The 20,376-nt window shown below is 56.4% G+C and carries 32 protein-coding genes; 31 read left to right on the forward strand and 1 reads right to left on the reverse strand.

What is annotated here, in order from left to right:
* The 31 genes from tuf to bfr form a co-directional block, all read left to right on the forward strand.
* Positions 1 to 1,140 (forward strand): elongation factor Tu (gene tuf, locus DTP52_RS28905; RefSeq protein ID WP_109756408.1); only part of this gene is annotated, 1,140 nt, incomplete at its 5' end.
* Between the two features lie 158 nt (positions 1,141 to 1,298).
* Entirely contained in the window at positions 1,299 to 1,610 is a 312-nt protein-coding gene (rpsJ, locus tag DTP52_RS28910; protein WP_003186070.1) for a 30S ribosomal protein S10, read from the forward strand.
* A gap of 80 nt (positions 1,611 to 1,690) precedes the next feature.
* Positions 1,691 to 2,326, forward strand: a complete 636-nt coding sequence (gene rplC / locus DTP52_RS28915; RefSeq protein ID WP_003186059.1) for a 50S ribosomal protein L3 — start codon at positions 1,691 to 1,693, stop codon at positions 2,324 to 2,326.
* A gap of 12 nt (positions 2,327 to 2,338) precedes the next feature.
* Positions 2,339 to 2,941 carry a 50S ribosomal protein L4 gene (gene rplD, locus DTP52_RS28920; protein WP_003186057.1) on the forward strand — a complete coding sequence of 201 codons (603 nt, stop codon included), beginning with the start codon at positions 2,339 to 2,341 and terminating at the stop codon, positions 2,939 to 2,941.
* Positions 2,938 to 3,237 carry a 50S ribosomal protein L23 gene (rplW, locus tag DTP52_RS28925; RefSeq protein ID WP_002555488.1) on the forward strand — a complete coding sequence of 100 codons (300 nt, stop codon included), beginning with the start codon at positions 2,938 to 2,940 and terminating at the stop codon, positions 3,235 to 3,237. The genes rplD and rplW overlap by 4 nt, the downstream gene beginning before the upstream one ends.
* A gap of 14 nt (positions 3,238 to 3,251) precedes the next feature.
* Positions 3,252 to 4,076 (forward strand): 50S ribosomal protein L2, encoded by an 825-nt coding sequence (gene rplB, locus DTP52_RS28930; RefSeq protein ID WP_003186055.1) that lies wholly within the window; start codon positions 3,252 to 3,254, stop codon positions 4,074 to 4,076.
* A 16-nt stretch (positions 4,077 to 4,092) separates the two neighbouring features.
* Positions 4,093 to 4,368, forward strand: a complete 276-nt coding sequence (gene rpsS, locus DTP52_RS28935) for a 30S ribosomal protein S19 (protein WP_002555486.1) — start codon at positions 4,093 to 4,095, stop codon at positions 4,366 to 4,368.
* Positions 4,369 to 4,379: 11 nt separating this feature from the next.
* On the forward strand, positions 4,380 to 4,712 hold the full coding sequence (gene rplV, locus DTP52_RS28940) for a 50S ribosomal protein L22 (protein ID WP_003103908.1): 333 nt from the start codon (positions 4,380 to 4,382) through the stop codon (positions 4,710 to 4,712).
* A 13-nt stretch (positions 4,713 to 4,725) separates the two neighbouring features.
* Positions 4,726 to 5,412: a 30S ribosomal protein S3 gene (gene rpsC, locus DTP52_RS28945; RefSeq protein WP_003176422.1), complete on the forward strand. Its 687-nt coding sequence runs from the start codon at positions 4,726 to 4,728 to the stop codon at positions 5,410 to 5,412.
* Between the two features lie 12 nt (positions 5,413 to 5,424).
* Positions 5,425 to 5,838, forward strand: a complete 414-nt coding sequence (gene rplP / locus DTP52_RS28950) for a 50S ribosomal protein L16 (RefSeq protein WP_003186052.1) — start codon at positions 5,425 to 5,427, stop codon at positions 5,836 to 5,838.
* A complete protein-coding gene (gene rpmC / locus DTP52_RS28955) occupies positions 5,838 to 6,029 on the forward strand; it encodes a 50S ribosomal protein L29 (RefSeq protein ID WP_002555481.1) in 192 nt (63 codons plus the stop codon). The genes rplP and rpmC overlap by 1 nt, the downstream gene beginning before the upstream one ends.
* 2 nt (positions 6,030 to 6,031) lie before the next feature.
* Positions 6,032 to 6,298 (forward strand): 30S ribosomal protein S17, encoded by a 267-nt coding sequence (rpsQ, locus tag DTP52_RS28960; RefSeq protein WP_003194644.1) that lies wholly within the window; start codon positions 6,032 to 6,034, stop codon positions 6,296 to 6,298.
* Positions 6,299 to 6,321: 23 nt separating this feature from the next.
* Positions 6,322 to 6,690 (forward strand): 50S ribosomal protein L14, encoded by a 369-nt coding sequence (rplN, locus tag DTP52_RS28965; RefSeq protein ID WP_002555479.1) that lies wholly within the window; start codon positions 6,322 to 6,324, stop codon positions 6,688 to 6,690.
* Between the two features lie 11 nt (positions 6,691 to 6,701).
* Complete coding sequence (rplX, locus tag DTP52_RS28970) at positions 6,702 to 7,016, forward strand: 50S ribosomal protein L24 (RefSeq protein WP_003186046.1); 315 nt, start codon at positions 6,702 to 6,704, stop codon at positions 7,014 to 7,016.
* 20 nt (positions 7,017 to 7,036) lie between these two features.
* Positions 7,037 to 7,576, forward strand: a complete 540-nt coding sequence (rplE, locus tag DTP52_RS28975) for a 50S ribosomal protein L5 (protein WP_003186044.1) — start codon at positions 7,037 to 7,039, stop codon at positions 7,574 to 7,576.
* Between the two features lie 13 nt (positions 7,577 to 7,589).
* Positions 7,590 to 7,895 (forward strand): 30S ribosomal protein S14, encoded by a 306-nt coding sequence (gene rpsN, locus DTP52_RS28980; protein WP_003186042.1) that lies wholly within the window; start codon positions 7,590 to 7,592, stop codon positions 7,893 to 7,895.
* A gap of 210 nt (positions 7,896 to 8,105) precedes the next feature.
* The gene (rpsH, locus tag DTP52_RS28985; protein ID WP_017848802.1) at positions 8,106 to 8,498 is read left to right on the forward strand and encodes a 30S ribosomal protein S8; all 393 of its coding nucleotides are present in this window, start codon (positions 8,106 to 8,108) and stop codon (positions 8,496 to 8,498) included.
* A gap of 12 nt (positions 8,499 to 8,510) precedes the next feature.
* Positions 8,511 to 9,044, forward strand: a complete 534-nt coding sequence (rplF, locus tag DTP52_RS28990; protein ID WP_053125864.1) for a 50S ribosomal protein L6 — start codon at positions 8,511 to 8,513, stop codon at positions 9,042 to 9,044.
* Between the two features lie 10 nt (positions 9,045 to 9,054).
* Positions 9,055 to 9,405 carry a 50S ribosomal protein L18 gene (gene rplR, locus DTP52_RS28995; protein ID WP_003186037.1) on the forward strand — a complete coding sequence of 117 codons (351 nt, stop codon included), beginning with the start codon at positions 9,055 to 9,057 and terminating at the stop codon, positions 9,403 to 9,405.
* A 3-nt stretch (positions 9,406 to 9,408) separates the two neighbouring features.
* Positions 9,409 to 9,909, forward strand: a complete 501-nt coding sequence (rpsE, locus tag DTP52_RS29000; RefSeq protein WP_003186035.1) for a 30S ribosomal protein S5 — start codon at positions 9,409 to 9,411, stop codon at positions 9,907 to 9,909.
* Between the two features lie 2 nt (positions 9,910 to 9,911).
* The gene (gene rpmD, locus DTP52_RS29005; protein ID WP_003186033.1) at positions 9,912 to 10,088 is read left to right on the forward strand and encodes a 50S ribosomal protein L30; all 177 of its coding nucleotides are present in this window, start codon (positions 9,912 to 9,914) and stop codon (positions 10,086 to 10,088) included.
* 3 nt (positions 10,089 to 10,091) lie between these two features.
* Positions 10,092 to 10,529, forward strand: a complete 438-nt coding sequence (gene rplO / locus DTP52_RS29010) for a 50S ribosomal protein L15 (RefSeq protein WP_003186032.1) — start codon at positions 10,092 to 10,094, stop codon at positions 10,527 to 10,529.
* A complete protein-coding gene (gene secY / locus DTP52_RS29015; protein WP_003186029.1) occupies positions 10,530 to 11,858 on the forward strand; it encodes a preprotein translocase subunit SecY in 1,329 nt (442 codons plus the stop codon).
* A 30-nt stretch (positions 11,859 to 11,888) separates the two neighbouring features.
* Positions 11,889 to 12,005, forward strand: a complete 117-nt coding sequence (gene rpmJ, locus DTP52_RS29020) for a 50S ribosomal protein L36 (protein WP_002555468.1) — start codon at positions 11,889 to 11,891, stop codon at positions 12,003 to 12,005.
* 130 nt (positions 12,006 to 12,135) lie between these two features.
* Positions 12,136 to 12,492 (forward strand): 30S ribosomal protein S13, encoded by a 357-nt coding sequence (gene rpsM / locus DTP52_RS29025; RefSeq protein WP_003186020.1) that lies wholly within the window; start codon positions 12,136 to 12,138, stop codon positions 12,490 to 12,492.
* Positions 12,493 to 12,522: 30 nt separating this feature from the next.
* The gene (gene rpsK, locus DTP52_RS29030) at positions 12,523 to 12,912 is read left to right on the forward strand and encodes a 30S ribosomal protein S11 (RefSeq protein WP_002555466.1); all 390 of its coding nucleotides are present in this window, start codon (positions 12,523 to 12,525) and stop codon (positions 12,910 to 12,912) included.
* Positions 12,913 to 12,930: 18 nt separating this feature from the next.
* Positions 12,931 to 13,551 (forward strand): 30S ribosomal protein S4, encoded by a 621-nt coding sequence (gene rpsD, locus DTP52_RS29035; protein ID WP_003176404.1) that lies wholly within the window; start codon positions 12,931 to 12,933, stop codon positions 13,549 to 13,551.
* Between the two features lie 22 nt (positions 13,552 to 13,573).
* Positions 13,574 to 14,575, forward strand: a complete 1,002-nt coding sequence (gene rpoA / locus DTP52_RS29040; RefSeq protein WP_003186012.1) for a DNA-directed RNA polymerase subunit alpha — start codon at positions 13,574 to 13,576, stop codon at positions 14,573 to 14,575.
* 42 nt (positions 14,576 to 14,617) lie between these two features.
* Entirely contained in the window at positions 14,618 to 15,004 is a 387-nt protein-coding gene (gene rplQ / locus DTP52_RS29045; RefSeq protein ID WP_003176402.1) for a 50S ribosomal protein L17, read from the forward strand.
* A gap of 225 nt (positions 15,005 to 15,229) precedes the next feature.
* Entirely contained in the window at positions 15,230 to 16,678 is a 1,449-nt protein-coding gene (locus DTP52_RS29050; RefSeq protein ID WP_109756409.1) for a catalase, read from the forward strand.
* A gap of 158 nt (positions 16,679 to 16,836) precedes the next feature.
* Positions 16,837 to 17,301 (forward strand): bacterioferritin, encoded by a 465-nt coding sequence (gene bfr / locus DTP52_RS29055; RefSeq protein WP_014340470.1) that lies wholly within the window; start codon positions 16,837 to 16,839, stop codon positions 17,299 to 17,301.
* Between the two features lie 71 nt (positions 17,302 to 17,372).
* Here the strand turns inward: bfr and uvrA are convergent, their stop codons facing one another.
* On the reverse strand, positions 17,373 to 20,207 hold the full coding sequence (uvrA, locus tag DTP52_RS29060; RefSeq protein ID WP_109756410.1) for an excinuclease ABC subunit UvrA: 2,835 nt from the start codon (positions 20,205 to 20,207) through the stop codon (positions 17,373 to 17,375).
* Positions 20,208 to 20,376 lie beyond the last annotated feature (169 nt).

A 20,376-nucleotide genomic window follows, 5' to 3' on the forward strand; every position in this document is an offset into this window, starting at 1 on the left:
GGTCACGTTGACCACGGTAAAACCACGCTGACCGCTGCTCTGACCCGTGTCTGCTCCGAAGTTTTCGGTTCGGCCAAGGTTGACTTCGACAAGATCGACAGCGCCCCGGAAGAGAAAGCTCGTGGTATCACCATCAACACCGCTCACGTTGAATACGATTCGGCCGTGCGTCACTACGCACACGTTGACTGCCCAGGTCACGCCGACTACGTAAAAAACATGATCACCGGTGCTGCCCAGATGGACGGCGCGATCCTGGTTTGCTCGGCCGCTGATGGTCCGATGCCACAAACCCGTGAGCACATCCTGCTGTCCCGTCAGGTAGGCGTTCCGTACATCGTTGTCTTCCTGAACAAGGCTGACATGGTTGACGACGCTGAGCTGTTGGAACTGGTTGAGATGGAAGTGCGCGACCTGCTGAGCACTTACGACTTCCCAGGTGATGACACTCCGATCATCATCGGTTCGGCTCTGATGGCTCTGAACGGCCAAGACGACAACGAAATGGGCACCACTGCTGTCAAGAAGCTGGTGGAAACTCTGGACAGCTACATCCCAGAGCCAGAGCGTGCTATCGACAAGCCGTTCCTGATGCCAATCGAAGACGTATTCTCGATCTCCGGTCGCGGTACTGTTGTGACTGGTCGTGTTGAGCGTGGCATCGTCCGTATCCAGGAAGAAGTTGAGATCGTCGGTCTGCGCGACACTCAGAAAACTACCTGCACCGGCGTTGAAATGTTCCGCAAGCTGCTCGACGAAGGTCGTGCTGGCGAGAACTGCGGCGTGCTGCTGCGCGGCACCAAGCGTGACGACGTTGAGCGTGGCCAGGTTCTGGTCAAGCCAGGCACCGTCAAGCCGCACACCAAGTTCACCGCAGAAGTTTACGTTCTGAGCAAGGAAGAAGGCGGTCGTCACACTCCGTTCTTCAAAGGCTACCGTCCACAGTTCTACTTCCGTACTACTGACGTGACTGGTAACTGCGAGCTGCCAGAAGGCGTTGAAATGGTAATGCCAGGTGACAACATTCAGATGACTGTTACCCTGATCAAGACCATCGCGATGGAAGACGGTCTGCGTTTCGCTATCCGTGAAGGCGGTCGTACCGTCGGCGCCGGCGTCGTAGCCAAAGTCATCGAGTAAGTCTCTTATATAGAGTCAGCTTGATGAGTTGAAAAAGCCCCCGCTTAGCGGGGGCTTTTTTATTGGGTTGACACCTATCAGGGGCGTCTATAGAATTGCGCCTCCTTTTAACGGGCGTATTGCGCCCGGTGGGAATAGCAGCCGGAGTCTGAAATCCAATGCAAAATCAGCAAATCCGTATCAGGTTGAAGGCTTTTGACCATCGCCTGATCGACCAATCCACCCAGGAAATCGTGGAAACCGCGAAACGTACTGGTGCTCAAGTGCGTGGTCCAATTCCACTGCCTACCCGTAAAGAGCGGTTCACCGTTCTGGTCTCCCCGCACGTCAACAAAGACGCGCGTGACCAGTACGAGATCCGTACTCATAAGCGCGTTCTGGACATCGTCCAGCCAACGGATAAAACCGTTGATGCACTTATGAAGCTCGATCTTGCGGCCGGTGTGGAAGTGCAGATCAGCCTCGGCTAAGACTCGGTCTTAGTCGTGTAACGCTCTGAAATGGGCGGCCATAGCGGGTGAAAGCCCCGTACACTCATGAGGTTTACAACATGACTATTGGTGTAGTCGGTCGTAAATGCGGTATGACCCGTATTTTCACCGAAGAAGGTGTCTCCATTCCGGTCACGGTCATTGAGATCGAGCCGAATCGCGTCACCCAGTTCAAAACTGAAGAGACCGATGGCTATCGTGCAGTGCAAGTCACTGTCGGCGAGCGTCGTGCTTCGCGTGTAACAGCAGCTCAGGCTGGCCACTTCGCCAAGGCGAACGTTGCCGCTGGTCGTACCGTAATGGAATTCCGCCTTGAAGAAGGCGAGTACCAGGCCGGCGATCTGATCAACGCTGAAATCTTCGCCGCTGGCCAACTGGTTGATGTAACCGGTCAGTCCAAGGGTAAAGGCTTCCAGGGTACGATCAAGCGTTGGAACTTCCGCGGGCAAGATAACACCCACGGTAACTCCGTATCCCACCGCGTTCCAGGCTCTATCGGCCAGTGCCAGACTCCTGGTCGTGTATTCAAGGGCAAAAAAATGTCCGGTCATATGGGCGCTGAGCGCGTGACCGTGCAGTCCCTCGAAGTAGTGCGCGTGGACGCTGAACGCAATCTGTTGTTGGTCAAGGGCGCTGTTCCTGGCGCTACTGGCGGCAACTTGGTTGTACGTCCAGCAGCCAAGGCTCGCGGTTAAGGGGAAGCTGACATGCAATTAAATGTAAATGACGCTCAAGCGATCGAAGTTTCCGAACTGACATTTGGCGGCGAATTCAACGAGACGCTGGTTCACCAAGCAGTCGTGGCCTACATGGCTGGCGGCCGTCAAGGTAGCAAGCAGCAAAAGACCCGTTCCGACGTTTCCGGTGGCGGCAAGCGCCCATGGCGTCAGAAAGGTACTGGCCGTGCTCGTGCCGGTACTATCCGTAGCCCAATCTGGCGTGGCGGCGGTACCACTTTCGCAGCTCGTCCTCAGGATCACTCCCAGAAGCTGAACAAGAAGATGTATCGCGCAGCAATGCGTTCCATCCTTGCTGAGCTGGTGCGTACTGATCGTCTGGTCGTGGTTCAGGACTTCGCTGTTGAAGCACCGAAAACCAAAGATCTGCTGAACAAGCTGAACGGCATGGGCCTGACTGACGTCCTGATCGTGTCTGACGCTGTTGATCAGAACCTGTACCTGGCTGCTCGCAACCTGCCACACGTCGACGTTCGTGACGTGCAAGGTTCCGATCCGGTCAGTCTGATCGCATACGACAAGGTGTTGATCACCGTGTCGGCCGTGAAGAAATTCGAGGAGCTGCTGGGATGAACCAGGAACGCGTATTTAAAGTTCTGCTTGGCCCGCACGTTTCCGAGAAGGCTACGGTTCTGGCAGACAAGAAAGGCCAGTTCGTTTTCAAGGTTGCGACCGACGCAACCAAGCTGGAAATCAAGAAGGCCGTCGAAAGCCTGTTCAGCGTGAAAGTAGAGCGCGTGACTACCCTGAACGTTCTGGGTAAAAGCAAGCGCACTGCTCGCGGTCTGGGCAAGCGTAATGACTGGAAGAAGGCAGTTATCTCCCTTCAGCCAGGCCAAGATCTCGATTTCAGCAGCAGTGCTGAGTAAGGAAGGGGTGCATCATGGCAATCGTTAAATGCAAACCGACTTCCCCTGGCCGCCGTTTTGTGGTCAAGGTGGTCAACCAGGAGCTGCATAAAGGCGCTCCTCACGCACCGCTGCTCGAGAAAAAATCGAAGTCTGGTGGTCGTAACAACAATGGCCGTATTACCACTCGTCACATCGGTGGTGGTCATAAGCAGCATTATCGTCTGGTCGACTTCCGTCGCAACGACAAGGATGGCATCGCTGCCACCGTCGAGCGTATCGAATACGATCCAAACCGTACTGCTCACATCGCTCTGCTGCTGTACGCAGATGGCGAGCGCCGCTACATCATCGCCCCTAAAGGCGTGAGTGCTGGCGACCAGCTGATCGCAGGTGCCCTGGCACCGATCAAGCCGGGCAACGCTCTGCAACTGCGTAACATTCCAGTTGGTAGCACCGTACACGGCATCGAATTGAAGCCAGGTAAAGGCGCACAGATCGCTCGTTCCGCTGGTGCTTCGGCTCAGCTGATCGCTCGTGAAGGTGTCTACGTGACCCTGCGTCTGCGTTCTGGTGAGATGCGTAAAGTACTGGCTGAATGCCGTGCGACCCTGGGCGAAGTCTCGAACTCCGAGCACAGCCTGCGTTCGTTGGGTAAAGCTGGTGCCAAGCGCTGGCGTGGCGTTCGCCCAACCGTTCGTGGTGTTGCCATGAACCCGGTTGACCACCCACATGGTGGTGGTGAAGGTCGTACCTCTGGTGGTCGTCATCCGGTATCGCCATGGGGCTTCCCGACTAAGGGCGCGAAGACTCGTGGTAATAAGCGTACCGACAAAATGATCGTCCGTCGTCGCAAGTAAATAGAGGGATACGACAGTGCCACGTTCTCTGAAAAAAGGTCCTTTTATTGATCTTCACCTACTGAAGAAGATCGAAGTGGCGGCGGAAAAGAACGATCGCAAACCAGTTAAGACCTGGTCGCGTCGTTCGATGATCCTGCCACAAATGGTCGGTCTGACCATCGCAGTACACAACGGTCGCCAACACGTCCCAGTTCTCGTGAACGAAGACATGGTCGGCCACAAACTGGGCGAGTTCGCCGGTACCCGCACATACCGTGGGCACGTGGCTGACAAGAAAGCCAAGCGTTAAGGGGTAAGGAAATGGAAGTAGCCGCTAAGTTGTCGGGCGCTCGAATCTCCGCCCAGAAAGCCCGCTTGGTCGCCGACCAGATCCGCGGGAAGAAGGTGGGCGAAGCGCTCAACCTGTTGGCTTTCAGCAGTAAGAAAGCCGCCGAGATCATGAAGAAAGTGCTGGAGTCGGCCGTAGCCAACGCCGAGCATAACGAAGGCGCAGACGTTGATGACCTGAAGGTCAGCACCGTTTTCGTCAACGAAGGGCGTTCGCTGAAGCGCATCATGCCACGTGCCAAAGGCCGTGCTGATCGCATCGTCAAGCGGTCTTGCCATATCACTGTCAAGGTTGCTGACAAGTAACGGAGTCGAAGAGATGGGTCAGAAAGTACATCCCATTGGCATTCGCCTGGGAATCGTCAAGGAGCACACCTCCGTCTGGTACGCAGACGGTCGGACTTATGCGGACTACTTGTTCGCTGATCTGAAGGTGCGTGAGTATCTCCAAGACAAACTAAAAAGCGCGTCCGTAAGCCGTATCGATATCCATCGTCCGGCGCAGACTGCACGTATCACCATCCACACCGCTCGTCCAGGTATCGTTATCGGGAAGAAAGGTGAAGATGTTGAGAAACTGCGTCAGGACCTGACCAAGCAAATGGGTGTGCCTGTGCACATCAATATCGAAGAGATCCGCAAGCCGGAGCTCGACGGTATGCTGGTTGCGCAGAGCGTAGCTCAGCAGCTGGAGCGTCGCGTAATGTTCCGTCGCGCTATGAAGCGCGCTGTACAGAACGCAATGCGCATTGGTGCCAAAGGCATCAAAATCCAAGTGAGCGGTCGTCTCGGCGGTGCTGAAATCGCACGTACTGAATGGTATCGCGAAGGTCGTGTGCCACTGCACACCCTGCGTGCCGACATCGACTATGCCAACTACGAAGCTCACACCACCTACGGTGTGATCGGTGTAAAGGTTTGGATCTTCAAAGGCGAAGTAATTGGTGGTCGCCAAGAAGAACTGAAGCCACAAGCACCAGCGCCTCGTAAAAAAGCTGCTAAGTAAGGGGTACGCCAAATGTTGCAACCAAAGCGTACGAAGTTCCGCAAGCAAATGACCGGTCACAACCGTGGCCTGGCATTGCGCGGTAGCAAAGTCAGCTTCGGCGAGTTCGCGCTGAAGTCTGTTGCTCGTGGTCGTCTCACCGCTCGTCAGATCGAGTCAGCGCGTCGTGCTCTGACCCGTCACGTAAAACGTGGCGGCAAGATCTGGATCCGTGTATTCCCGGACAAGCCTGTCACCAAGAAGCCACTCGAAGTTCGGATGGGTAAAGGTAAGGGTAACGTGGAGTACTGGGTTGCCCAGATTCAGCCAGGCAAAGTCCTGTATGAAATCGAGGGTGTTTCTGAAGAGCTGGCGCGTGAGGCTTTCGCCCTGGCTGCTGCAAAGCTGCCGCTCGCCACCTCCTTTGTTAAACGGACGGTGATGTGATGAAAGCGAATGAACTTCGTGAAAAATCAGCACAGCAGCTGAACGAGCAACTGCTCGGCCTGCTGCGCGACCAGTTCAATCTGCGTATGCAGAAAGCAACTGGCCAGTTGGGGCAGTCTCATCTGCTCTCGCAAGTTAAGCGTGACATCGCTCGCGTGAAAACTGTGCTCAACCAGCAGGCAGGTAAGTAATCATGGCTGAAGCCGAAAAAACTGTCCGTACGCTGACTGGCCGTGTTGTCAGCGACAAGATGGACAAAACCATCACCGTTCTGATCGAGCGTCGCGTTAAGCACCCGATCTACGGTAAATACGTTAAGCGTTCGACTAAGCTGCACGCGCACGACGAAACCAATCAGTGCCACATCGGCGACAAAGTCACTATTCGTGAAACTCGTCCGATGGCCAAGACCAAGTCTTGGGCGCTGGTTGATGTTCTCGAACGCGCTGTGGAAGTCTAAGGGCTAGGGGTCGGAGAAATTATATGATTCAGACTCAATCCATGCTCGATGTGGCCGATAACAGCGGCGCTCGCCGTGTTATGTGCATCAAGGTGCTGGGTGGCTCCCATCGTCGTTACGCTGGTATCGGTGACATCATCAAAGTTACCGTCAAGGAAGCAATTCCTCGCGGTAAGGTGAAAAAAGGCCAAGTGATGACTGCTGTCGTAGTCCGCACTCGCCATGGCGTCCGTCGTGCTGACGGCTCCATCATCCGCTTTGATGGCAACGCTGCTGTTCTGTTGAACAACAAGCAAGAGCCGATCGGCACCCGTATCTTTGGGCCAGTGACCCGTGAACTTCGTACTGAGAAGTTCATGAAGATCGTCTCGCTCGCCCCAGAAGTGCTGTAAGGAGATCCGACATGCAAAAGATTCGTCGTGACGACGAGATCATCGTGATCGCCGGCAAAGACAAAGGTAAGCGCGGTAAGGTGCTGAAGGTTCTTGCTGACAACCGTCTGGTTGTTGGTGGTCTGAACCTGGTCAAGCGTCATACCAAGCCTAACCCGATGTCGGGCGTACAGGGCGGTATCGTCGAGAAAGAAGCGCCACTGCACGCTTCCAACGTCGCCATCTTCAACGGCGAAACCAACAAGGCTGACCGCGTTGGTTTCAAAGTAGAAGACGGTAAGAAAATTCGTGTCTTCAAGTCGACCCAAAAAGCGGTTGATGCTTGAACACTGCTAGGTAGAAGACCATGGCACGACTAAAAGAGATTTACCGGAAGGAAATCGCACCGAAACTTAAGGAAGAACTTAAGCTTTCGAACGTGATGGAAGTTCCGCGCGTTACCAAAATCACCCTGAACATGGGTCTGGGCGAAGCGATCGGCGACAAAAAAGTCATCGAGCACGCTGTTGCTGACCTGGAAAAGATCACCGGTCAGAAAGTCGTCGTGACTTACGCTCGGAAATCCATCGCTGGCTTCAAAGTCCGTGAAGGTTGGCCGATCGGCGTCAAAGTGACCCTGCGCCGTGAGCGTATGTACGAGTTCCTGGATCGTCTGCTGTCGATCTCCCTGCCTCGGGTTCGCGACTTCCGCGGCCTGAATGCCAAGTCCTTCGATGGTCGTGGTAACTACAGCATGGGCGTTAAAGAGCAGATCATTTTCCCGGAAATCGATTACGACAAGATCGACGCTCTCCGCGGTCTGGACATTACCCTGACCACCACTGCTCGGACGGATGACGAAGGTCGCGCACTGCTGCGCGCTTTCAAATTCCCGTTCCGCAACTGATTGGAGTAGGAAAATGGCCAAGAAGAGCATGAAGAACCGTGAGCTGAAGCGTCAGCTCACCGTTGCCAAGTACGCCACCAAGCGTGCAGCGCTGAAAGCTATCATCGTTGATCTGAACGCAAGTCCAGAAGCGCGTTGGGAAGCTACCGTAGCCCTGCAGAAGCAGCCACGTGACGCAAGTGCCTCGCGCATGCGTAACCGCTGCCGCCTGACTGGTCGTCCGCACGGCGTGTACCGCAAGTTCGGCCTTGGCCGTAACATGCTGCGTCAAGCTGCAATGCGTGGTGACGTTCCAGGTCTGGTTAAAGCCAGCTGGTAAGCACTGTCAAAGTCGCGGCGCTCGGGATCGCAAGATCCTGACCGTCGGTGACCTTGAACTTGAATCAAGCCCCTTTTGGGGCTTGATTCATTTGTGGGGTGTGTCTAGAATACCCGGCTCGCCTGAGCCCGTGTTTTTATTGCACGGATGCGCTCGGCGACACGTACTAGCCGAAAGGCTAATTTTTTGTGTATTAGGAGCGTCTAGCCCATGAGTATGCAGGACCCGTTAGCGGACATGCTAACTCGTATCCGTAATGCCCAGATGGCTGAAAAGTCCGTCGTAAGCATGCCATCTTCTACTTTGAAGGTAGCTGTTGCCAAAGTCCTGAAGGACGAAGGTTACATTGCGGGTTATCAGATCAGCAGCGAAATCAAGCCACTGCTGTCCATCGAGCTGAAGTACTTCGAAGGCCGTCCGGTCATCGAGGAAGTGAAGCGCGTTAGCCGTCCTGGCCTGCGTCAGTACAAGTCCGTTGAGGATCTGCCGAAAGTTCGTGGCGGCCTGGGCGTGTCTATCGTCTCCACCAACAAAGGTGTGATGACGGATCGTGCTGCGCGCGCTGCCGGTGTCGGCGGCGAAGTTCTTTGCACTGTGTTCTAAGGGGGGATAAGCATGTCACGCGTCGCTAAGAACCCCGTTAAGCTGCCAGCCGGTGTCGAAGTCAAATTCGCAGGCCAACAGCTTTCGGTGAAGGGTGCCAAGGGCACTCTGCAACTGAACATCCATTCGTCCGTTGAGATCGTTGAAGAAGCTGGTGAGCTGCGTTTCGCTGCTCGCAATGGCGATCAACAGACTCGCGCAATGGCTGGTACCACTCGTGCGTTGGTAAACAACATGGTCCAAGGCGTGAGCCAAGGCTTCGAGCGCAAGCTCCAGCTGGTCGGTGTTGGTTACAAAGCGCAAGCAAAAGGCACAGTGCTGAACCTGGCTCTTGGCTTCTCGCACCCAGTGGATTATGAACTGCCGGAAGGCATCACCGCTGAGACTCCTAGCCAGACCGATATCCTGATCCGGGGCATCGACAAGCAGCTGGTAGGTCAAGTGGCCGCCGAGATCCGCGACTTCCGTCCACCAGAGCCGTACAAAGGCAAAGGTGTGCGCTACGCGGACGAAGTCGTCCGTCGTAAAGAAGCCAAGAAGAAGTAGGGCATAGCAAATGACCGACAAAAAAGTTACTCGACTGCGTCGCGCTCGCAAAGCACGCCTGAAAATGCACGAACTCGAAGTCGTGCGTCTCTGCGTGTTCCGCTCGTCGCAGCACATCTACGCCCAGGTCATTTCGGCCGACGGCAACAAAGTCCTGGCAAGTGCCTCGACTTTGGATAAAGAACTGCGTGATGGCGCCACTGGCAACATCGACGCGGCCACTAAGGTTGGCCAGCTGGTCGCTACGCGTGCTAAAGCCGCTGGCGTCTCGCAGGTGGCTTTCGACCGCTCTGGCTTCAAGTACCACGGCCGCGTCAAGGCGCTGGCTGATGCTGCTCGTGAAGCTGGGCTGGAGTTCTAAGTTATGTCAAATAACGACCAAAAGCGCGACGAAGGCTACATCGAGAAGCTGGTTCAAGTTAACCGCGTAGCCAAAACCGTTAAAGGCGGCCGTATCTTCACTTTCACTGCGTTGACCGTAGTGGGTGATGGTAAAGGCCGTGTTGGCTTCGGCCGTGGCAAGTCGCGTGAAGTGCCTGCTGCGATCCAGAAGGCAATGGAAGCTGCTCGCCGCAATATGATCCAGGTTGATCTGAACGGCACCACTCTGCAGTACGCAATGAAGTCCGCCCATGGCGCTTCGAAGGTGTACATGCAGCCTGCTTCTGAAGGTACCGGTATCATCGCTGGCGGCGCTATGCGTGCTGTCCTCGAAGTTGCTGGCGTTCAGAACGTTCTGGCCAAGTGCTACGGCTCGACTAACCCAGTAAACGTGGTTCACGCCACTTTCAAGGGTTTGAAGGCAATGCAGTCTCCTGAATCCATTGCCGCCAAGCGTGGCAAAAGCGTCAAGGAGATCTTCTGATCATGGCTACCGTAAAAGTTACGCTGATCAAAAGCATGACCGGCCGCATCCCTAACCACAAACTGTGCGTTAAGGGTCTGGGTCTGCGTCGCATCGGTCACACTGTAGAAGTCCTGGATACTCCCGAGAATCGCGGGATGATCAACAAGGCTTACTACATGCTGCGTGTCGAGGGTTAATCGATGAAACTCAATGATCTGAGTCCAGCGCCGGGTTCCCGTCGCGAAAAGCATCGTCCGGGCCGTGGTATCGGTAGTGGTTTGGGCAAGACCGGTGGCCGTGGCCACAAAGGTCAGACCTCCCGCTCCGGTGGCACTATTGCTCCAGGCTTTGAAGGCGGTCAACAGCCGCTGCATCGTCGCCTGCCGAAGTTCGGTTTCGTTTCCCTGAAAGCCATGGACCGCGCAGAAGTGCGTCTGTCCGAGCTGGCCAAAGTGGATGGCGACATCGTCACCGTGCAGTCCCTGAAGGATGCCAACGTGATCAACCAGAACGTTCAGCGTGTGAAAATCATGCTGTCGGGCGAAGTTGCTCGTGCTGTCACCATCGGAAAGGGAATCGGCGCCACCAAAGGTGCGCGTGCGGCTATCGAAGCAGCTGGCGGCAAGTTCGAGGAATAAATGGCTAAGCAAGGTGCTCTCTCTGCGCTCGGCAAAGGCGGTATGTCTGAACTCTGGGCTCGTCTGCGTTTTCTGTTCCTGGCGATTATCGTCTACCGAATAGGCGCACACATCCCGGTTCCAGGTATCAACCCGGACCGACTCGCGGACCTGTTTCGACAGAATGAGGGGACCATTCTTAGCTTGTTCAACATGTTTTCCGGCGGCGCGCTGGAGCGGATGAGCATCTTTGCACTGGGGATCATGCCGTACATTTCGGCATCGATCATCATGCAACTGATGAGCGCCGTCAGCCCGCAGTTGGAGCAGTTGAAGAAGGAAGGTGAAGCTGGCCGTCGCAAGATCAGCCAGTACACCCGCTACGGCACTGTCGTCCTCGCTCTCGTCCAGGCCATTGGCATGTCCATTGGTTTGGCGGGGCAGGGCGTTTCGTTCACTGCTGACTTCAGCTTTCATTTCGTTGCAGTAACCACTTTTGTGGCGGGTGCGATGTTCATGATGTGGCTGGGTGAGCAGATCACTGAGCGTGGTGTAGGCAACGGTATCTCGATGTTGATCTTCGCAGGTATCGTCGCCGGTCTTCCGAGAGCGATCGGGCAGTCTTTCGAGTCTGCGCGTCAGGGTGATATCAATATCTTCGCCCTGGTTGCCATCGGTCTGCTGGCAGTAGCGATTATCGGTTTCGTGGTGTTCATCGAGCGTGGTCAGCGTCGTATTGCTGTTCACTACGCCAAGCGTCAGCAGGGCCGCAAGGTGTTTGCTGCGCAGACCAGCCACTTGCCGTTGAAGGTGAACATGGCCGGTGTAATTCCGGCTATTTTCGCGAGCAGCATCTTGCTGTTCCCGGCTTCGTTGGGTGCCTGGTTCGGCCAGTCTGAAGGTATGGGCTGGTTGCAGGACATCTCGCAGTCGATCGCTCCTGGTCAGCCGTTGAATATTCTGCTGTTTAGTGCAGGGATTATTTTCTTCTGCTTCTTCTATACGGCGTTGATGTTCAATCCGAAAGACGTAGCGGAAAACCTGAAGAAGTCCGGTGCCTTTATTCCGGGCATCCGTCCAGGTGAGCAGTCTGCGCGCTACATTGATGGCGTTCTGACTCGCTTGACCATGTTCGGTGCTCTTTACATGACGGCCGTCTGTCTGTTGCCCCAGTTCCTGGTGGTTGCGGCAAACGTACCGTTCTACCTTGGCGGGACCTCGTTGCTGATCGTGGTCGTGGTTGTGATGGACTTCATGTCCCAAGTACAATCGCACCTCGTTTCGCACCAGTACGAATCCCTGATGAAGAAAGCCAACCTGAAGGGCTACGGCAGCGGCATGTTGCGCTGAGTAGCGTCCATAAGGTTCGAGGAGTTGGTGATGAAAGTTCGTGCATCGGTGAAAAAGCTGTGCCGTAACTGCAAGATTATTCGCCGCGAAGGTGTTGTTCGGGTAATTTGCAGCGCGGAACCGCGTCACAAACAGCGCCAAGGCTGAGTGTGATTGTGCTTTAAGCCCGGCAGCTAGTGCGCTGCCGGGTTGATTATTTGTTATTACAGCGATATTATCTCGCGCCCTATTTCTTGGCTTCCGGGGCGTAGGTAGCTGTCAATTGGAGTCCCACTGAATGGCCCGTATTGCAGGCGTCAACATTCCAGATAACAAGCATACTGTTATCTCGCTGACCTACATCTATGGTGTTGGTCGCACTACTGCACAGAAAATTTGTGCAGTGACTGGGGTCAACCCAGCGGCAAAGATCAAGGATCTGAGCGACGAGCAAATTGAACAGCTGCGTGGCGAAGTGGCGAAGTTCACCACTGAAGGTGACCTGCGTCGCGAAATCAACATGAAAATCAAGCGCTTGATGGACCTCGGTTGCTATCGCGGTCTGCGTCATCGTCGTGGTCTGCCAGTACGCGGTCAGCGTACCAAGACCAACGCGCGTACCCGTAAAGGTCCGCGTAAGCCGATCCGCAAGTAATCGCCCCAGCGAATCGACAGGAATTTAATCATGGCAAAACCTGCTGCTCGTCCTCGTAAAAAAGTTAAAAAGACAGTGGTTGATGGCATCGCCCACATCCATGCTTCTTTTAACAACACCATCGTGACCATTACCGACCGTCAAGGTAACGCTCTTTCCTGGGCTACCTCCGGTGGTTCGGGTTTCCGCGGTTCCCGCAAGTCCACCCCGTTCGCTGCTCAAGTAGCTGCTGAGCGTGCTGGTCAAGCTGCGCTGGAATACGGCCTGAAAAACCTCGACGTTAACGTCAAGGGTCCAGGTCCAGGTCGTGAATCCGCAGTCCGCGCTTTGAACGGCTGTGGCTACAAGATCGCCAGCATCACCGACGTGACGCCAATCCCGCACAACGGGTGCCGTCCGCCGAAGAAGCGCCGCGTGTAATCCAGGAGATTGTAAAGAATGGCTCGTTACATTGGTCCAAAATGCAAACTCGCTCGTCGCGAAGGCACCGATCTTTTTCTGAAGAGCGGCGTGCGCGCGATCGAATCGAAGTGCAACATTGAAGCAGCACCTGGTATCCACGGCCAACGCCGCGGTCGCCAGTCCGACTACGGCACCCAACTGCGTGAAAAGCAGAAGGTCCGTCGTATCTACGGCGTTCTCGAGCGTCAATTCAGCGGCTACTACAAAGAAGCAGCTGGCAAGAAAGGCGCAACCGGCGAAAACCTGTTGCAACTGCTCGAATGCCGTCTGGACAACGTTGTATACCGTATGGGTTTCGGTTCTACTCGTGCCGAATCCCGTCAGCTGGTATCGCACAAGTCGATCAGCGTTAACGGTCAGACCGTAAACGTTCCGTCCTACCAGGTTCGTGCTGGTGACGTGGTTGCTGTTCGCGAGAAAGCAAAGAACCAACTTCGCATTGTCCAAGCTCTCGATCTGTGTGCCCAACGTGGCCGCGTAGAATGGGTAGAAGTAGACACTGAGAAGAAGTCGGGCGTTTTCAAGAACGTTCCTGCTCGCAGTGATCTGTCCGCCGACATCAACGAAAGCCTGATTGTCGAGCTCTACTCCAAGTAAGGGCTAGAAAATAGGTGCATCCATGCAGATTTCGGTAAATGAGTTCCTGACACCCCGCCATATTGATGTGCAGGTTGTCAGTCCAACCCGCGCCAAGATCACACTCGAGCCTCTCGAGCGTGGTTTCGGCCACACCCTGGGCAACGCGCTGCGCCGCATCCTGTTGTCCTCAATGCCCGGCTGTGCAGTAGTCGAGGCCGAGATTGACGGTGTGCTCCACGAGTACAGCGCCATCGAAGGTGTACAGGAAGACGTAATTGAAATCCTGTTGAACCTTAAAGGTCTGGCTATCAAGCTGCACGGTCGTGACGAAGTTACGCTGACCTTGTCGAAGAAGGGTTCGGGGGTGGTTACCGCTGCCGATATTCAGCTGGATCATGATGTCGAGATCGTTAACCCCGATCACGTAATCGCTAACCTGGCGTCTAACGGCGCCCTGAACATGAAGCTCACCGTAGCTCGTGGTCGTGGTTATGAACCGGCCGACTCGCGTCAGAGCGATGAAGACGAAAGCCGCAGCATCGGTCGCTTGCAGCTTGACTCTTCGTTCAGCCCGGTTCGCCGTATCGCATACGTGGTGGAAAACGCCCGTGTCGAACAGCGTACCAACCTGGACAAGCTGGTTATTGATCTGGAAACCAACGGTACCCTGGATCCTGAAGAGGCTATTCGCCGCGCTGCAACCATCCTGCAACAGCAGTTGGCTGCGTTCGTCGACCTCAAGGGTGACAGTGAGCCAGTGGTTGTCGAGCAGGAAGACGAGATCGATCCGATCCTGCTTCGCCCGGTTGACGATCTGGAACTGACTGTACGTTCGGCTAACTGCCTTAAGGCGGAAAACATCTACTACATCGGTGACCTGATTCAGCGTACCGAAGTAGAGCTGTTGAAGACTCCGAACCTTGGCAAGAAATCCTTGACTGAAATCAAGGACGTTCTGGCCTCCCGCGGTCTGTCCCTCGGCATGCGCCTCGACAACTGGCCGCCTGCAAGTCTTAAGAAGGACGACAAGGCGACTGCCTGATCGTCGTAATCACCGAACGTTGTGTTTGGTAAGGAATGAACCATGCGTCATCGTAAAAGTGGTCGTCACCTGAGCCGCACCAGCTCGCACCGCAAGGCCATGTTCCAAAACATGGCGGTGTCGCTGTTCGAGCACGAGCTGATCAAAACTACTCTGCCAAAAGCCAAAGAACTGCGTCGCGTTGCTGAGCCGCTGATCACTCTGGCCAAGACAGATAGCCTGGCTAACCGCCGTCTGGCTTTCGACCGTACTCGTTCGAAAGCTATCGTTGGTAAGCTCTTCAACGACCTGGGCAAGCGCTACGCTACCCGTGAGGGTGGCTACCTGCGCATCCTCAAGTGCGGTTTCCGCGCTGGCGACAACGCGCCTATGGCGTACGTCGAGTTGGTTGATCGTGCTACTGCTGGCGAAGCTGTAAGCGCCGAGTAAGACGACAGTCTGTAACGAAGAACCGGGCCTAGTGCCCGGTTTTTTGTGCCTGATAGAAAAGTAGGCAGCCGTTTCGCCTGGCTTGGCTATCAGCAAGTATTCAGCATTAGATAATGACTATCGATGTCCATGATTTAATGAATTTGGATACTGTCACTAACATGATCAATACTCCTTTCCAGCCGATTAGCCGGCAGTTTGAAGACCGACCTAGGAAGATTGAGCATGAGCCAGACCAAAACGCTTACGACCGCCAGCGGCGCTCCTGTCGCCGATAACCAGAATTCTCGTTCCGCCGGCCCGCGTGGCCCGTTGCTGCTCGACGACTTTCACCTGATCGAGAAGCTTGCTCACTTCAACCGCGAGAACATTCCCGAGCGTCGCGTACACGCCAAGGGATCGGGCGCCTACGGCACGTTTACCGTTACCCGGGACATCACCCAGTACACCAGCGCCAAGTTGTTCGAGTCGATCGGCAAGCAGACACCCACCTTCCTGCGGTTTTCCACCGTGGGTGGCGAGCGTGGTTCGGCCGACACTGAACGCGATCCGCGCGGTTTCGCCCTGAAGTTCTACACCGAGGAAGGCAACTGGGACATCGTCGGCAACAACACGCCGGTTTTCTTCATCCGTGATCCATTGAAGTTTCCGGACTTCATCCATACCCAGAAACGTCTGCCGCAAAGCAACCTGAAAAGCGCCCAGGCGATGTGGGATTTCTGGTCGCACTCGCCTGAGGCGCTGCATCAGGTCACCATTCTGTTCTCCGATCGCGGCATTCCAGATGGCTACCGCCACATGCATGGCTTCGGCAGTCACACCTACAGCCTGATCAATGCACAGGGTGAGCGCCACTGGGTGAAGTGGCACTACAAGACCAAGCAAGGGATCAAGAACCTGGCTCCGGCTGAAGCGGCACGTCTGGCGGGTACCGACCCGGATTACGCCCAGCGTGACTTGTTCAATGCCATCGAGCGCGGCGATTTCCCGAAATGGAGCGTCTGCATCCAGGTCATGACAGAGGCCCAAGCCGCCGCGCATTACGAAAATCCGTTCGATGTCACCAAGACCTGGTCGCAGAAAGAGTTTCCGTTGATCGAAGTCGGTGAGCTCGAACTCAACCGGAACCCGCTGAACTACTTTGCCGAAGTCGAGCAGGCGGCGTTTGGCCCTAGCAATATGGTGCCAGGGGTTGGCCTCTCGCCGGATCGCATGTTGCAGGGTCGTGTCTTCGCCTACGCCGATGCGCACCGCTACCGTGTGGGCACCAATCACCAGCAATTGCCGGTGAATGCGCCGCGCAGCCCGGTCAATACCTACCAGCGCGACGGCGCGATGGCGTTTGGCAGCAATGGCGGGGCGGCACCGAACTACGAGCCTAATAGCTATGTGGAGACGCCGAAGCAGGCCCCGCGTTACGCGGAGCCGGCACTGGCCCTCAGTGGCGCTGCGGACCGTTACGATCATCGTGAAGACACCGATTACTACAGCCACGCCGGTGCGTTGTTCCGCCTGATGAACGATGAGCAGAAAGCCCTGCTGATCAGCAATATCGCCGGTGCGATGGCCGGTGTATCGGCAGATGTCGTTGACCGTCAGTTGCAGCATTTCTTCAAGGCGGATGTCGCCTATGGGGAAGGCATCGCAAAAGCCTTGGGCGTAGCGCTGAACTAAGTCTAAACGAGAAGCAGAACCGCCCTCATTAGGGCGGTTTTTGCGTTATTTAGCCTGGTTTTCTCGGATTTTCTTCGCTTTTATTGCGTTGAGGTCGTGACCTTGCGGTCAGCTTGGTTCAAACTACAACCTTTAAAAGCTTGTGGAGATGTAGGGCGATGCAAGGTCACCCAGACGTAATCGATTACCTCAACACGTTGCTGACAGGCGAACTGGCAGCCCGTGATCAATATTTCATCCATTCGCGGATGTACGAGGATTGGGGTTTTACCGAGCTCTACGAACGTATCAACCACGAGATGGAAGAAGAAACCCAACACGCCGATGCACTCATGCGTCGGATCCTGATGCTCGAAGGCACACCACGCATGCGTGCCGATGACCTGGATGTCGGTACCACGGTGCCCGACATGCTCGCCGCCGACCTGCGCCTGGAGTACAAAGTCCGCGCTGCGCTGTGCAAAGGCATCGAGCTCTGCGAGCAGCATAATGACTACGTGACTCGCGAGATCCTGCGGATCCAGCTCAACGACACCGAAGAAGACCATACCTACTGGCTGGAGAAGCAGTTGGGCCTGATCAAGCTGATCGGGTTGGAAAACTACCTGCAATCGCAGTTCTGACGCTCCCACCGAAAAACAAAAAGCCCCTGTCATCGGTGAGATGACAGGGGCTTTTTCGTGCTCGGGTGAAATCAGTCCCGATCACGCTCCAACAGCGGCTTGAGGTAGTGCCCGGTGTGGGACTGCTTCATCTCGGCCACTTGTTCCGGTGTTCCTACGGCGATGATCTGACCGCCCTTGGAGCCGCCTTCCGGTCCCAGGTCCACCAGCCAGTCAGCGGTCTTGATCACATCCAGGTTGTGTTCGATCACCACCACGGTATTGCCATGGTCGCGCAGGCGGTGCAGCACATCGAGTAACTGCTGGATATCGGCGAAGTGCAGGCCCGTGGTCGGCTCATCGAGGATATACAGGGTCTTGCCGGTGTCGCGCTTGGACAGCTCGCGGGACAACTTGACCCGCTGGGCCTCGCCGCCAGACAGCGTCGTCGCCGACTGCCCCAGCTTGATGTACGACAAGCCCACATCCATCAGCGTCTGGAGCTTGCGCGCCAGGGCCGGCACCGCGTCGAAGAACACCCGGGCTTCCTCGATGGTCATCTCGAGGGTTTCGTGGATGTTCTTGCCCTTGTACTTGATCTCCAGGGTTTCGCGGTTGTAGCGCTTGCTCTTGCACACATCGCACGGTACGTAGATGTCTGGCAGGAAGTGCATTTCCACCTTGATCAAGCCATCGCCCTGGCAGGCTTCGCAGCGCCCGCCCTTGACGTTGAACGAGAACCGCCCCGGCCCGTAGCCTCTTGAACGGGACTCCGGCACGCCGGCGAACAGTTCGCGGATCGGCGTGAACAACCCGGTGTAGGTCGCCGGGTTGGAGCGCGGCGTGCGGCCAATCGGGCTCTGGTCGATGTCGACCACCTTGTCCAGGTGCTCCAGGCCCTTGATGCTGTCGTGGGCGGCAGCTTCCAGGGTGGTGGCGCCGTTCAGGGCCGTGGCGCTGAGGGGGAACAGGGTGTTGTTGATCAGTGTCGACTTGCCGGAGCCGGACACCCCGGTAACGCAGGTCAGCAGGCCGATCGGGATTTCCAGGTCGACGTTGCGCAAGTTGTTGCCGCGAGCACCCTTGAGGGTCAGCGATAGCTTCTTGTTGCGCGGCGTGCGCTTGGCCGGGACCTTGATCTTGACCCGGCCCGACAGGTACTTGCCCGTCAGCGAATCGGGATGCGCCATGACCTCGGCAGCGGTGCCCTGGGCAACGATATGCCCGCCATGCACGCCAGCGCCCGGGCCGATGTCCACCACATAGTCGGCCAGGCGGATGGCGTCCTCGTCGTGCTCGACCACGATCACCGTGTTGCCGATGTCCCGCAAGTGCTTCAAAGTCCCGAGCAGCCGGTCGTTGTCCCGCTGGTGCAAGCCGATGGACGGTTCGTCGAGGATGTACATCACCCCCACCAGGCCGGCGCCGATCTGGCTGGCGAGGCGGATGCGCTGGGCTTCGCCGCCGGACAAAGTGTCGGCGCTGCGATCGAGGGTCAGGTAGTCCAGGCCGACGTTCACCAGGAACTGCAAGCGTTCGCGGATTTCCTTGAGGATCTTGTCAGCGATTTCGCCACGACGACCGGTCAGTTTCAGGCCGCCGAAATAATCGGTGGCGTCGCCAATCGGCAGGTTGGTCACCGCCGGCAGGGTCTTTTCACCGACCCACACATGCCGCGCCTCGCGGCGCAGACGGGTGCCTCGGCAATCGGGGCAGGGCTGGGTGCTGAGGAACTTGGCCAGTTCTTCGCGCACGCTGGCCGACTCGGTCTCGCGGTAGCGTCGTTCCAGGTTCGGCACGATGCCTTCGAACGGATGGGAGCGTTTGACGATATCGCCGCGGTCGTTGAGGTATTTGAAGTCGACATTCTGCGAGCCGCTGCCCTGCAGGATGAATTTCTGCTGGTCGGCGGGCAGCTCGTTGAACGGCTTGTCCAGGCTGAACTTGTAGTGGGCCGCCAGCGAACCGAGCATCTGGAAGTAATAGACGTTGCGCCTGTCCCAGCCGCGAATCGCCCCTTCGGCCAGGGTCAGCTCGCCGTTGACCAGCCGCTTGGTGTCGAAGAACTGCTTGACCCCCAGGCCATCGCAGGTCGGGCAGGCGCCGGCCGGGTTGTTGAAGGAGAACAGCTTGGGTTCCAGTTCGCTGATGGCGTGGCCGCAGATCGGACAGGCGAAGCGTGCGGAGAAGATGATTTCTTCGCCAGGCTCGTCGTCCATCGGTGCGACCAGGGCGATGCCGTCGGCCAGCTTCAACGCGGTCTCGAAGGACTCGGCCAGCCGCTGTTGCAGATCGGCCCGGACCTTGAAGCGGTCGACCACCACATCGATCGAATGCTTCTTCTGTTTATCCAGCTTCGGCAGTTCGTCCAGCTCGCAGAGCTTGCCGTTGACCCGGGCCCGCACGAAACCCTGGGCGCGCAGTTCTTCGAAGACCATCAGGTGTTCGCCCTTGCGCTCGCGAACCACCGGGGCCAGCAGCATCAGCTTGCTGCCTTCCGGCTGGGCCAGCACCAGGTCGACCATCTGGCTGACGGTCTGGGCTTCCAGGGGAATGTCGTGATCGGGGCAACGGGGAATACCGACGCGCGCATACAGCAGGCGCAAGTAGTCGTAGATCTCGGTGATGGTACCGACCGTCGACCGAGGGTTATGGGAGGTCGACTTCTGTTCGATGGAAATCGCCGGCGACAGGCCTTCGATGGTATCGACGTCGGGTTTTTCCATCATCGACAGGAACTGCCGGGCGTAGGCCGACAGCGATTCGACATAACGTCGCTGGCCTTCGGCATACAAGGTGTCGAAGGCCAGGGATGATTTGCCGGATCCGGACAGGCCGGTGATGACGATCAGCTTGTCCCGTGGCAGGGTCAGGTCGATGTTCTTCAGGTTGTGGGTACGGGCCCCACGAATCAGGATCTTGTCCAAAGTGGCCTCGCTCGGCGGGCGTCGAAAACGTAGGAGTATACGGGCAAATACTGGATGGATGCACACTATTGAAAGTGAGTTTGCAGCCATACATGAAGACTGCGCGGCAAACGGTCGCCATATACCCTCTCAATCGATGGGACTGGTAGAATCGCCGCCGGTTCACATG

Origin of the sequence: Pseudomonas sp. 43mfcvi1.1 (assembly GCF_900115935.1) — a bacterium.
Classification (GTDB): Bacteria; Pseudomonadota; Gammaproteobacteria; order Pseudomonadales; family Pseudomonadaceae; genus Aquipseudomonas; species Aquipseudomonas bijieensis.